We start from the raw sequence: 12,713 nt of genomic DNA, 5'->3' as shown, positions 1-12,713 counted from the left end.
GTCGGGCGCGAGCTTGCCCGTCAGCCACATCAGCTCGACGTTGCGGCCTGCTTCGCGCTCCAGTCGCCGGCTCGACTGCACCTGGTTCAAGTAACCGTAGATGTAGAGCTTGAGCAGCATCGCCGGATGATAGCCGGGCCGCCCGGTCGCCGCTGCATCCGCGAAACCCAGCGCCGCCAGATCCAGTTCATCGACGAACACATCGACGATCCGCACAGGACTGTCCTCAGCCACATAATCGTCCACGCAATCAGGCAGGAAAAGCTGCTGCCGCCGATCGCACCCCTCGATGAAACGCCCCATCATCGGCCTCCCAAATCAGGCCTCAATGATAGCACATCACCACGTTTTCACACAGCCTCGGTGGTTTGCAGCCGGACCGCTTTAAGCGCTAACCTACTGGAAGCGGACATTACGAGGTGACCTTTGCAGCGCGAAGTCTGGTTCGAAAAGGTGGCGTGGAGCTACATGCCGTGTCACTGGAAAGGCTTCGGCGTATTGGCAGCCGTCATTCTCCCTACGCTCGCGGCGATCTGGGCGGGCCAGGCGGTGTTAGATGGTATGGGCTATCGAACCGCAGACTGGTTGCCATTCCCCATCTTCTTTACCCCCGCCCTGTTGTTGGTTCTTGGCATCGCAAAGCGGCATAGCTGAACAACCGGCAGCTATCGGGAGCGCGGTCGAAGCCGTGATCGGCTTAGATTGGGCGACTGCGGAACGGCTGCTTATCGCGGTGAAACCGGGAGGGCAGCTTATCCTCACGAAAGCGGTATCGCCAACTGTTCGCCTTTCCCAAGCTTTAGGTCGCGAGCGAGCTTGGCAAGAAGGGTGCGGCTGCATCTGGTCGCGTCCATGATTTCGCGCCATGATCGGCCATCGCGCAGCATGGTAGCGATGGCGGCATTCCGAGCCTTGTTCTCCGGACGCCCCTTGTAGAGGCCGGCCGCCTTGGCGCGAGCGGTTCCTTCTGCCTGCCGGCGACGCCGGTCCTCATAATCCTTGCGCGCGACTGCCGCGAGTACGTCCAGCATCATGCTGTTGACGGCCGCAAACATACGAGCGGTGAAATCGTCGGCGGGTGCCGCCAAGCCCCATGAGGTTGGTAGATCAAGCGCCACAATCCGCACTTGCTTGGCGTCGATCTCGGCACGTAACCTCGTCCAGTCGGAGGAGCTAAGACGCGATAGGCGGTCCACTTGCTCAACCAAAAGCACATCGCCCGGTTCACTATCTGCGAAAAGGCGGAATAGCTCGGGACGGTGCAACTTGGCCCCGCTCTCATTTTCCATATAGCGCGCCGCGATCCGCAGGCCCCTTTCGTCCGCAAAGGCGTCGAGGGCACCACGAGCGCGTGATGCGTCCTGCTCGGATGTGGAAACACGGAGATAGGCGCGGATGAACATGCTACCGGTCTGCTATAAGCAGTCTTCGTGTGTCTAGTCCTTTTTACGTTGTCATGACGCTAAAAAGCACCGCACCTAGCCCGGTCTTGGAAAGGCATACCCTAAAGGAACCGACAATAGTGCCATGTTAGGCAACGCGGGGACGGCGAGCCATTGGCGCGCATCGATGGCATAGTATCTCAAGGGTGACGTATCATAGGCGATGTTGCCATAATGATCGTCACCGGCTAGCCGTTGATGATGATGCTGCAAATGGATGTAAGTGCCGCTATGACGCTACAGATCAACATAACTCCGAATGGGCGGATGAGCCTACCGGCTGACGTCCGTAAGCGGTTGGGTCTGACTGGTGGGGGTGCGGTCTATCTCGACGAAACGGAAGACGGCGTCGTTCTGCGAACCGCGAACCAGGCGGTGGCAAGAGCACAGGCGCTAGCCAAGCAATATACCGGAGGTAACCCGGACGCCTCGGTCGACGCATTCCTCAACCGGCGTCGTGAGGACAGCGGCGAATGACCGTGGTGCTGGATGCATCGGCGCTCATTGCCATGATCAAGGGCGAGAAGGGATCCGCCAAGGTTGCAGCTGGGATTGCGGGTGCTCGGGTGAGCAGTGTTAATTATGCCGAGGTGGTGACCCATTTCATCCATTCCGGCATGCCCGAGCGGGAAGTCGATGCCATGCTTGATCCGTTGCCACTGACCGTGGTGCCGGCGGACAAGGCTCTTGCCCAAATTGCCGGTAGGCTGCGCGCGATGACGGCCGAGGCAGGGCTTAGCCTTGGTGATCGCTTCTGCCTTGCGCTTGCCCAACGGGATGGGTTGCCGGCATGGACGAGCGACCAGAACTGGAAGAAGATCGCGGAGGCCGTCGAGGTCAAGGTAGTGACGATCCGGTAGCATCTTACGACCGAGCGTATGCTCCCTACGCGTGACCTGCTAACTGCATCGGCAGCTACAGGATAGGGCAGGGGAACGAGGTCCGGTTCCCCTGCGACCCTCTCATCACTAGAAAGCTTTCATGCTACGCCTGATCCACACGGCTGACTGGCAGCTCGGCAAACCCTATGGCCGCTTCGACAGCGATGTCCGTGCAGCGCTCAGCGAAGCACGCTTCGACACGATCGACGCGATCGGCAAGGCAGCCATCGAGCACGGGGCCGCACATGTTCTCGTCGCAGGCGACGTGTTCGATACCGAGGGGCCGGAAGATCGCGTTATCGTTCAGGCTGTGTCCCGCATGCAACGATATGCATGCACATGGTGGCTGCTCCCCGGCAATCACGACTTCGCCCGCAATAGCGGTCTTTGGGACCGTGTCCGCGCCAAGGGGGCGACGAACATCCGCATAATCACTGAGCCAGTGCCATGCGAGCTTGACCCCGGACAGTGGCTCCTGCCGGCACCGCTGACACATCGGCACAATCTGGATGACCCGACAGCTTTGTTCGACACGATGGAGACGCCGGGCGCGACGCTTCGCATCGGCCTGGCCCATGGTTCGATCCGTGACTTCTCGTCGCGCGGCGAAGCGCAGAACCAAATCGCCCCTGACCGCGCCCAGCGCTCCAACCTGGACTATCTCGCGCTTGGCGACTGGCACGGTGCACTCCGCGTCGATGCACATACCTGGTATTCCGGCACACCGGAAACAGACCGGTTTCAGCGCGACGAGCCGGGATTCGCCCTCTTGGTGACGCTCGAACCAGGCGTGGAACCGGTCGTGACGCAGATACGCACAGGCAGGTTCCAGTGGCTACGGCGGGACTGGACCGTGGCGGACGCGGAGGGGTTTGCTGCCGAAAGCGAGCGCTTGCTGGCAAGCATCGAGCCATCGGCGACCCTGCTCAACCTGTCGCTGTCCGGCATCGTCAGCCTGTCAGACCGGATCGCGATCCTTGGCCGGTTGGACAATGACCTGCACCATCGCCTGCGCCATCTGGCGATTGCGGCAGATGACCTGGTCGGTCGGCCGAGCGAGCAAGATCTGGCGGATCTTCAGGTGGAGGGCATGATCGGAACCGCCGCGGCAAAGCTGATGAGTATGATCGAAGCAGGGGGTAGCGACGGCGTCACCGCCAAGCGGGCGCTCGAGCGTCTGTTCGTGGAATATCAGCGCGGACAGGATGCAGCATGAGCCTCAAAATTCGGCGCATTGCGCTGTCCAACTTCCGCAAGTTCCGCGATCCGTTTGTCCTCGATGGGCTGACGGACGGCCTGAACGTGATCATCGAGCCGAACGAGACCGGGAAGTCGACACTGCTCGAAGCCATGCGCGCAGCCTTTTTTATTCGCCACAATACAGCCAACCGCCTGGCGCGCAGCTATGCGCCGCATGGCGAAGCGGTCGCGCCGCAGATCGATATCAATTTCGAGGCGAGGGGCGAGGACTGGCAGGTCAGCAAGCGCTTCCTGAAGAGTGCGTCGGTCGAGGTCCGTGGACCAAACGGCCGTGCACAGGGCGAAGATGCCGAAGCTCAGCTGCAGGCGTTGCTGGGCGCGCGTCGTGATACGAGCCAGGCGGGCGACGCAGCCGCGCACGGCGCGCTCGGATTGCTCTGGGTAGGGCAGGCGCAGGCACTCGAAGTCACGCCTCCTGGCGAGATCGTCCGCGACAGCGTGCGCGCGACGCTGGAGGCCGAGGTCGGCACGATCATGGGCGGTGCCGCCTATCAACGTGTTCGGCCCCGGATCGACAGCCATTTCACAGACTATTGGACCAACACTGGCCGGCCTAGCGGTCGGCAGTTGGCAGCGCGTACCGAGCATGAGGCTGCGGAGCGGGCTGCGAACGAAGCGGCGACCGGGCTTGCCGCCCTCGAGCAGGGCTTCGCCGATCTGGAATCTGCTCGGGCCAGGCTGAAGGTGTTGGATCGCGATCTCGCCGATACGGCGGACGCAGACCGGCGAAGGGCCCTGGTCGGTCACATTGACGTGGCAAGATCCGCGGCACAATTGCGCGATACGAGGCGCGCCGAGCAAGGTCGCCTCGCTGATCAGGTCAAGGCATTGGAGGACCTCACCGCACGTCTGGCCGATGCTCGGAAGGTCGTCAGCGATACGACCGCAGAGCTCACCAGCGCCCGTGAGAAGCGATCCGGCCTGGAGGAGGAATTGGCCAACACGCGAGAGCGAGCGGGTACGGCGCGTGATCGGCTGGCAACAGCCCGCGACAACCGGCGAAACGCACATGCCGCGCTCGATGCTGCCACCAAGTCGGTCGCCGCCAGAGCACGCCAAGCCGAGATTACCCGTGTACGCCAGCGACATTCCGAACTGCTGCCCCTCGAAGCGGAACTCGTTGCCGCGCGCGCGCTTGGTACAACAGCGATTCCCGCCAGCATCATTAAGGTGCTGGAAGAACGCGAACGTGCCGTCGACAAGGCGCGCGCAGCGGTGGAGGCCGGTGCGACCTTGGTCGAGTTCGCGGGCGATGTCAGCGGCGTTCAGATCGACGGCATGCCAGCGCAGCCTGGCGACCGGACGCTGTCGCGTGAGACGCGCATCCAGCTTGGTGGCGCCATGCTGATCATTCGACCGCCAGTAGGGCTACAAAGCGCTCAAACAGTTCTCGCCAACGCCCGCGACGATCTGGCGGCCGCGCTGGCTGACGACGGGGTGACGAGTGTCGCCGATGCCCGGACTCGTAATGAGGTTGCACGTGATGCCGGTGCCAACGCGCGCACGCTCGAAGCGAGGATCGCCGGGATTACGCCGGCCGTGCCGTTGCTTGGTATCGCGGGCGGGGCTTCGGCCCTGAAGAGTTTCATAGCGGGATTGCAGGAAAGCGCGGAAGGGGAGGGGAGTGAAGCTGGACCAGACCTCCATGCATTGACCGTGATCGCGGCAGAAGCGGACTCAGCGCTCGCGAGAGCAGAGGGTGTCGATGAGGCAGCATCGACGCAACTGCGCGAACTGGAAGCCCGCAATGCACCCTTGATGGTCCAGGCAGCTGGCGCCGAGCGTGATGCCGCCAACGCCGTAGCGCAGCTTGATGCCCTGGAAGGCAAGCCTGAGGTGGCTCGCCTGGATGAAGCCCTGTCGGAGGTACGTCAGCGGGAAGCCGCAGCGTTGGTCAGCCTGCAGGATGCCGAGCGGGCTGCGACGGCGCATGATGTCACCGCTATCGAGCGTCAGATCGGGGTGTTGGACAAACGTGTCGAGGTAGCCCGGACGCAGCGTATCGATTTGGAGAAGGTGATCGCCGGGCTTGAAGCGCGGATCGAGGCGGAAGGGGGCAAGGGCCTAGCGGACCGCGCTGCAGTTGCGCGAGAAGAGGCGGATGCCATGGCCGCTAACCTCGCGCGGATGATGCAGGAGGCGGACACGCTTAAGCTTCTCCGCGATACGCTGGAAGGAGCGCGTGCGGAAACGTCACGGACGTTCGTCGGGCCTGTTGCGCGACGCGCGCGCCGCTATATCGAGCGACTCTTGCCTGGCTGCGATCCGAGCTTCGGTGATGATCTAGGCCTGGCATCGATCGTGCGTGGTAGCCTTGGCGAAAATTGTGGCGATCTCTCCCGAGGTACCCAGGAGCAGCTGGCGGTCCTTACCCGGCTTGCCTTCGCGGACATGCTGCTGGAGCAGGGCGTGCCCGTGTCTCTGATCCTGGACGACCCGCTCGTCTATTCCGACGATACCCGCCTAGATTTGATGACCGAAATCCTGACCGATGCGGCGACGCGGATGCAGGTCATTCTGCTGACCTGTCGTGATCGTGCCTTTAGACATCTCGGCAACCGCATAACCCTGACGGGAGCAGAGTAACGACGCAGAGCGGAACGTCCGTATTTCAGCAAAGTTGGGTGGAGAACGGCCTGGCCGCTTTAGGGTGCTGCCGCGGTCGAAGCTCGCGCACAAAAGCCCTGGAAACAGGCAGATAGACCTGAACCAACGTCTGCTTTCTGACTGGGCCAAACCTGCATGAGCGGCCGACTTTGGGTCAAGCCGGACAACGCATGCGGCCACCTCGATAGCGAGCCTCGTCGACAGTTATGAGTCACACGCTACTTACTGAGATCCCTGACCACCATGGCTGAGTGCAACTCCCCTGGTCGCGTCATACGAGACGCGGTTACTGTCTATTTGCTCGAGATGCGCTCCGGCCCAAGCGCCAAGCGCGCGAAGCGGATGCGACAGCGAAAACGCTAGTTCCGTCAGCGCATATTCGACCTGGGGCGGCACTGTAGGATTGACCGTCCGGCTGACCATGCCGTCGCGGTCAAGTGCCTTCAGCGTGCGGGTGAGCATCTGCTGCGAGATTCCGCCAATCGTCCGCTTGATGTCATTGAAGCGGCGTGGGCGCTCGATCAGAACCATCACGATCATTACCGTCCACTTATCGCCAACCAGCGATAGCACGCTGTTCATCCGACGGCAGTCGGCGCTGACGTGTGGATCGGCGCCGAAAACGGGACCCCGGAAGATCCTCACCAAGCTATTGAATCTGCGTCGAAGCCTTACATAGCCGGGGGTCCCAATCGGCGCCGATCGGGACCCCTCGATAACCCATACTTTCAAAGAAATACAGGTAGTTGCTTCGCTCAGACCGCGGTCCCGTTTTCGGCGCCGATCCACACCTTGAGATCCGTTATCAGCTCGAGCGGAACAGCTCCGTATTTACGACGGTCCTGCCGTTCGGCCGGGAGCGGCGCGCTGCTGAAGAATTATGCGCCACGCTGACGCGCTTGGAACATTTCCCCGCGTAAGCGCGGGGACTTTTCAATAGCGCTGGGCTGCGCGCTCAGCGCTCGAGGTCGCCGCGATCGATCTGCCGAACCGGGGGCGTTATCGTCGGCGTCGGATTGGTTCGCTGTTTCGCCAGCTCGAGGCTGATGCCGTCTGCGACGGCAGTCAGCCGGTTTAGGGCCGACGCGCCGGGTTCGTGGTTGATCGTGATATGACCGCTGGTGACATTCGCCAGACGGTCAGTCAGCACCGACACCGTACCTTCGCGGGCCACCCAGTCGCGCATGTTCGTTGCACGGTCCAGTTCGACAGCTGGCTCCTTTTTCCGTAGGACAGCGAGCCGCATGTCCTCCACGTTCCGCTCTGCCTGCTTTTGGGCAATCGGCTCGATCGTGACGATCTCGCGCGCCGCTTCTGTGATCGACATCCGTCGATCGTATGGTTTTTGTTCGCGACCCCGTTCAAGCGACCGTCGGACCACCTCCTCGAGCGGATCTGCATTTTTGTAGCGCTGGACCTGGGTGGTGAGCTGGTACTTGAGTTCGTATTCCTCCCGCGTCGTGGCCGCCATCGCGTCGGCCATCGTAATGCCGGGGTTGCGGAGCTGGATCACCGCCATGTCGCGCGCGATATAGAGGGCGTCGCGGGATTGCGGGCTGACGTTCGTGGTTTCCCAATCGAGCTTGTGCCCGTTCTCGCGCGCGAGTTGCTCCGTGAATGTCCGGAGCGTGCGGCTGTTACCCTCTCCGAACGGGTGAAGGTAGTCGAGGCGCGCATAGGTCTGTGCGATCGCTTCGGACATCTCCAGGGTGTCATAACCCTTTAGCGCTTTCCCGCCTTGTAAGGCCTCGAGCGTGGCGCCGAGATTTCGCTCCATCTCGGGGCGAAGGGCATATGGCACCACGACGCGGTCGTTTGTTGCCTCCAGCGCCCGGTGCTTGAAATGCCCCGGTGCGTCCGGTCGGTATTCGCCTGGCCCGCGGTGCGGAAGGTCCTGGAAAATACGCCGGTGTACCTCGCGCAGATGGGCTACGTCGAACTCACCTTGAACCGGTCTTATATAAAGCTCGACAATGCGCGCGCTCGTGAGCGCGCTTTCGTCACGCTTAAGCAAGGCGAACCGTATCCGATGCTTTGACCGCAGCGATATACTCGTCGAGCGTGAGGCCTCCGTCGACGTAGCGTGCAGCGATGACCTCGACCTCCTCCGTTTGGATCCCGCCCTCGTAGCGGACGCTGCCACGTGCGAAGTTCACTGCGCGAAGCCGGCTTGCGCGTTCTTCGTCGCTGATCGCGGGGACGGATGATTTGATGGGCGTTTGGACGTTCATCGGGCGATCCTTTCGAGGCAACCTTCATAGCACAAAGCCATGGGTAATACGAGAATCGGAACGCAACCTCCCCTCTAGCGAAGCTGTCGGCCGTCGGCGGGAAATCGTTCGTAGCACCGCCTTGGGCGGTGCTGAGGGAGGGGGGTGCATCCCATACGCGCTAACTTTAGCGTTCGCTCAGGCCGCTTGAGCATCCATGATGGCTTCGCACTTTCGCGAACCAACGAAGCGGCCAATCGGCAACCGCCAATACTTGGCCACAGGGCTGCGGTGTGGCGCTCTTGGCAGCGGTCGTTCCCGCGCCACCTGCGACGTCATTTTGATCGTCGCTCTTTGGCATTTTTCGGTCATTGTTGGTCTCGGAACGCATGACCGCTTTGCTACGAAGAAGACATTTTCCGCTGGGCGGGTCTGAAGCTTGGAGAACCAACGGTTGCTTTCTTAAGCACCTAATCCGGTATGGGAGCGGCTCATAGACACGCGGTGCTGTGGCTGACACCAAATGTCATTTGCCTCGTATCCCGTGCAACAACAGCGGCAGGATATATCTCATCGTTCCATCAACATCCTCGGGATCGCACGAACCGTGGCTGAGATGCGCGGTGCGGCCCGCATCGGCCATGATGAACAGCATCGTGCCAATCATCATCTGAAATGACCACACGATTTCCGCTTCGCTGCGATCCGGCAATGCGCGCTTCAGGGCGGCGATCGTCGCGCGGGCGGTGGGGTCGAACAGCTCTTTCACGATGCCGCGTTCCGCCGATTTAGGGTCAGACGCTTCGCGCGCCAGCAACACGCCGTAATTCGCGCTGCCTTCGATCTTGCGCAGTGAAAGCATCGGCATCAGTGCCGCCTTCAGGATCATCTCCAGCCGCCGTTCGGGGTCGTCCTCCATTTCCGCTAGCGCAAGTCCGGCCAGCCGTTTGTCGGCGGTGTTGGGATCACGGGCTTTGAACACTTCGCGGTACAGCCCGAGCTTGTTTTTGAAATGATAGCTGACAAGGGCAACGGGGACATCCGCAGTGCCGGCAATCTGGCGTAGCGATGCGCCTTCAAACCCCAGTTCGGCGAAGATTTGCTCCGCCGCTTTCAGGATATGATCCCGAGCGGTCCCCTCGTCAGTGGCGTCGGCATGTCTGTGGGTTTTGGGCTTCATAATGCGATTCTGCTTTTCATATTCCCTCCTTAAGCACACTCGCCCTGCAAAGGAAACTGATCATTCGCTCAGTTAAGGTATTTACATGATCAATTATCCTGTCATGCTTAGCTTATCGGTCGATTCCCGACCAATGGAGTGCCTGCCATGAGAAAGCTTACCGCGCTCGCCGTGTCGTCGATCGGAGCGTTGTTACTAGCGCCCCCCGCCCTCGCGGACGTCCAGCCTTTCCCTACCACCTTCAAAACGGAGACGGTGAAGACCAACGGCACGAACATTTTCGTCCGCGTCGGCGGTCACGGTCCCGCCGTCATATTGCTGCACGGCTTTGGCGAGACGGGCGATATGTGGTCGCCGCTGGCCGTCGCGCTGATGGCCGACCATACCGTAATTGTACCCGATCTGCGCGGCATGGGCCTCTCCTCTCACCCGGCAACCGGCTATGACAAGGCGACCCAGGCGCGCGATGTCGCCGGCATTCTGACAGCGATGAAGATCGACCGCTTCGCGCTTGTTACGCACGACATCGGCAATATGGTAGGCTTCGCATTGGCAACGCAGCAGCCCAACCGCGTGACCAAATTCGTGCTGCTCGACGCGCCCATTCCCGGCATCGGCCCTTGGGACGATATTCTGAAAAGCCCGCTGCTGTGGCATTTCCGGTTCGGCGGTCCTGACATGGAGCGGCTGGTCGCAGGGCGTGAACGCATATATCTCGATCGCTTCTGGAATGAGTTTTCCGCAAATCCGGCGCGCTTCGACGAGGCCTCGCGGCAACATTACGCCAAGCTCTATGCGCTGCCCGGTGGCATGCACTCTGGCTTCGCGCAGTTTGCCGCGTTCGATCAGGATGTGATCGACAATCGTGCCTGGCAGGCGACCGACCACAAGCTGCCCATGCCGGTCCTCGCGATCGGCGGCGAAAAATCGTTCGGCCCTATGATGGCGACCGTCATGCGTGCAGCGGCTACCAACGTGACGCAGGGCGTCGTCGCGGATTCTGGTCACTGGCTGATGGAAGAACAGCCCAAGGCGACCGTCGCGCTGATCAAGACCTTTCTGGAGGACGGCAAGTGAATGTCCGCGCAACCCTCACCATCCGTTTCGTCGCGCTGATGCTACTGGTGGACAGCACCGGAGCCTTTGCCAAGCAGGCGCAACTCCGGCTGACCCCGCCAGAGATCACCGCGCTGGCCAAGGTCGGTCCCGGCGCCGGGACATCTGGCGTCGCCGGCATCCAGAGTACGGTCCTGTCGGGTGATCCGAGCAAGAGCGGGCCGTACACGATCGAAATCCGCGTGCCCGCCCACACCCGGATCGCGGCGCACGATCACCGCGACGAACGCAGTGCCGTCGTTGTCTCGGGTCAATGGTATCTGGGCTATGGTAAAACCGCGTCCGAGGCGGCCGTCAAACAGCTCTCGCCCGGGAGTTTCTACACCGAACCTGCTGGTGAGGCGCATTTCGCGATGACCAAGGACAAGCCGGCGGTCGTCTATATCTCCGGCTATGGTCCGACCAGCACGACCTATGCCGATCCGGCCAACGCCCCGCGGCCCTGAAGCGCGTTCAAACTTTCCCACCGTTGATTTTCAGGCCGGGGCCTCCCGGCAACGGCTGCCTGCGTCCGTTTTCTTTGCTCTATTCTTGAAAGGATTATTTCCATGACCTCACCGACCACGATCCGCGATCCGCTCGCGGATGAGCTGCTGACCCCGCAAAATGCTGCGCTGGTGATTATCGATTTCCAGCCGGTGCAAGTGGCCTCGATCGTTTCGATGGAACGCCGCCTGCTGCTCGCCAATGTAGTGTCGGTAGCCAAAGCGGCAAAGCTTTACGGGCTGCCGATCGTGCTTTCGACCGTCAACGTGAATACCGGCCTAAACCAGCCGACCGTTCATCAATTGACCGATGTGCTGCCGGATGTGGTGCCGATCGACCGGACCTCGATCAATGCGTGGGAAGATGTCGATCTTGTCGCGGCGGTAAAGGCGACCGCGCGCAAGAAGCTCATCATGGTTGCCTTGTGGACCGAGGTCTGCCTCGTCTTCCCCGCACTCGATGCGCTGCGCGAAGGGTTCGAAGTCTATCCGGTGGTCGATGCGGTCGGTGGCACATCGGCAGAGGCGCACCGCGCCGGGCTAGAACGGATTGTCCAAGCGGGAGCGCAGCCGATCAGCTGGATCCAGCTTGCCTGCGAACTGCAGCGCGACTGGGCGCGCAAGGAAACCACACCTGGCTTCGCTGAAATCGTCTTCGCTTCGATCCACCCCTGATCTTGATCATCCACCTTCCCGACGGAGGAAATGATGCACACGACCATTCAAGAGTTTATCGAAGGTTCCAAAGGCAAGCTGAACGTGCGGTCGTGGCGACCGGACGTAGCGCCTCGCGCGGTCGTGGCAATCTGCCATGGCTTCAACGCGCACAGCGGAATGTACCAATGGGTCGGCGAGCAATTCGCCGAGAGCAGGCTCGCTACTTACGCGGTCGATCTGCGAGGACGCGGAAAGTCCGAGGGCGAGCGCTATTACGTCCAGAGCTTCGACGAATATGTCGCCGATCTGCATGGCCTCATCCAGCTCGCGAAGTCGCGCGAGCCCGGTGTCCCGGTTTTCCTGCTCGGTCATAGCGCCGGTGGCGTGGTATCGTGCCTGTATGCCCTCGATCACGGCACCGAGATTGCCGGCCTCATTTGCGAGGATTTCGCGTTCGAGGTGCCTGCGCCGGATTTCGCACTCGCGGTTTTGAAGGCGGTAAGCCACCTTGTACCGCATGCGCATGCGATCGCGCTCAAGAACGAGGATTTCTCGCGCGATCCGGCTGTAGTCGAAGCGATGAATGGCGATCCGCTTATCGCCAAAGAGTCGCAGCCGTTCGCGACGATGGCTGCCATCGTCCGTGCGGATGCGCGATTGAAGCAGGCGTTTCCCGAAATCACGCTCCCGCTGCTCATTATTCACGGTACGGCGGACAAGGCCGCCAAGCCGAGCGGTAGCCAGCATTTCTATGATCAAGCCGGAGCGGTTGATAAGACGTTGAACCTCTACGAAGATCGTTTCCACGACCCGCTCAACGATCTGGGCAAGGAAGCGGTCATTGCCGACATCCGAGAGTGGATCGACTTTCGCCT

Annotated in this window: 15 protein-coding genes; 9 read left to right on the top strand and 6 right to left on the bottom strand. The window is 61.3% G+C overall.

The window, feature by feature from the left end; all coding sequences use genetic code 11:
• A partial coding sequence (locus RH90_RS19890; protein ID WP_029625519.1) for a transposase occupies positions 1–303 on the bottom strand: 303 nt, incomplete at its 3' end.
• A 123-nt stretch (positions 304–426) separates the two neighbouring features.
• Here RH90_RS19890 and RH90_RS19885 point away from each other — a divergent pair.
• Positions 427–654, top strand: a complete 228-nt coding sequence (locus tag RH90_RS19885; RefSeq protein ID WP_010188441.1) for a hypothetical protein — start codon at positions 427–429, stop codon at positions 652–654.
• A 104-nt stretch (positions 655–758) separates the two neighbouring features.
• On the opposite strand, the gene RH90_RS19880 is transcribed toward RH90_RS19885, so the two are convergent.
• Positions 759–1,403, bottom strand: coding sequence for a recombinase family protein (locus RH90_RS19880; RefSeq protein ID WP_010188440.1), 645 nt, complete (start codon positions 1,401–1,403; stop codon positions 759–761).
• Positions 1,404–1,673: 270 nt separating this feature from the next.
• On the opposite strand from RH90_RS19880, the gene RH90_RS19875 reads away from it, so the two are divergent.
• The 4 genes from RH90_RS19875 to RH90_RS19860 all read left to right on the top strand — a co-directional run bounded on the left by RH90_RS19875 (position 1,674) and on the right by RH90_RS19860 (position 6,169).
• The gene (locus RH90_RS19875; RefSeq protein WP_029625518.1) at positions 1,674–1,919 is read left to right on the top strand and encodes an AbrB/MazE/SpoVT family DNA-binding domain-containing protein; all 246 of its coding nucleotides are present in this window, start codon (positions 1,674–1,676) and stop codon (positions 1,917–1,919) included.
• Positions 1,916–2,302, top strand: coding sequence for a type II toxin-antitoxin system VapC family toxin (locus tag RH90_RS19870; protein ID WP_010188436.1), 387 nt, complete (start codon positions 1,916–1,918; stop codon positions 2,300–2,302). The genes RH90_RS19875 and RH90_RS19870 overlap by 4 nt, the downstream gene beginning before the upstream one ends.
• Positions 2,303–2,423: 121 nt before the next feature.
• Positions 2,424–3,539 (top strand): metallophosphoesterase family protein, encoded by a 1,116-nt coding sequence (locus RH90_RS19865; RefSeq protein WP_010188435.1) that lies wholly within the window; start codon positions 2,424–2,426, stop codon positions 3,537–3,539.
• Complete coding sequence (locus RH90_RS19860; RefSeq protein ID WP_010188434.1) at positions 3,536–6,169, top strand: AAA family ATPase; 2,634 nt, start codon at positions 3,536–3,538, stop codon at positions 6,167–6,169. The genes RH90_RS19865 and RH90_RS19860 overlap by 4 nt, the downstream gene beginning before the upstream one ends.
• 243 nt (positions 6,170–6,412) lie before the next feature.
• Here the strand turns inward: RH90_RS19860 and RH90_RS19855 are convergent, their stop codons facing one another.
• From RH90_RS19855 to RH90_RS19840, 4 genes are all read right to left on the bottom strand, one after another.
• Positions 6,413–6,772: a winged helix-turn-helix transcriptional regulator gene (locus RH90_RS19855; protein ID WP_051124889.1), complete on the bottom strand. Its 360-nt coding sequence runs from the start codon at positions 6,770–6,772 to the stop codon at positions 6,413–6,415.
• Between the two features lie 373 nt (positions 6,773–7,145).
• On the bottom strand, positions 7,146–8,204 hold the full coding sequence (locus tag RH90_RS19850; RefSeq protein WP_010188432.1) for a Fic family protein: 1,059 nt from the start codon (positions 8,202–8,204) through the stop codon (positions 7,146–7,148).
• Positions 8,197–8,421, bottom strand: a complete 225-nt coding sequence (locus RH90_RS19845; protein ID WP_010188431.1) for an antitoxin VbhA family protein — start codon at positions 8,419–8,421, stop codon at positions 8,197–8,199. Before RH90_RS19845 ends, RH90_RS19850 begins: the two co-directional genes overlap by 8 nt.
• Before the next feature lie 505 nt (positions 8,422–8,926).
• Positions 8,927–9,580, bottom strand: a complete 654-nt coding sequence (locus tag RH90_RS19840; protein WP_010188416.1) for a TetR/AcrR family transcriptional regulator — start codon at positions 9,578–9,580, stop codon at positions 8,927–8,929.
• Between the two features lie 255 nt (positions 9,581–9,835).
• On the opposite strand from RH90_RS19840, the gene RH90_RS19835 reads away from it, so the two are divergent.
• From RH90_RS19835 to RH90_RS19820, 4 genes are all read left to right on the top strand, one after another.
• A complete protein-coding gene (locus tag RH90_RS19835; RefSeq protein ID WP_010188415.1) occupies positions 9,836–10,657 on the top strand; it encodes an alpha/beta fold hydrolase in 822 nt (273 codons plus the stop codon).
• Complete coding sequence (locus RH90_RS19830; RefSeq protein ID WP_010188414.1) at positions 10,654–11,142, top strand: cupin domain-containing protein; 489 nt, start codon at positions 10,654–10,656, stop codon at positions 11,140–11,142. Before RH90_RS19835 ends, RH90_RS19830 begins: the two co-directional genes overlap by 4 nt.
• Positions 11,143–11,244: 102 nt before the next feature.
• Positions 11,245–11,856, top strand: coding sequence for a hydrolase (locus RH90_RS19825; protein WP_010188413.1), 612 nt, complete (start codon positions 11,245–11,247; stop codon positions 11,854–11,856).
• A gap of 33 nt (positions 11,857–11,889) precedes the next feature.
• Positions 11,890–12,713 (top strand): alpha/beta hydrolase (locus RH90_RS19820; RefSeq protein ID WP_010188412.1); only part of this gene is annotated, 824 nt, incomplete at its 3' end.

Source organism: Sphingomonas sp. PAMC 26605, assembly GCF_000241485.1.
Lineage (GTDB): Bacteria > Pseudomonadota > Alphaproteobacteria > Sphingomonadales > Sphingomonadaceae > Sphingomonas.
This window is presented reverse-complemented; position numbering and strand designations above follow the sequence as displayed.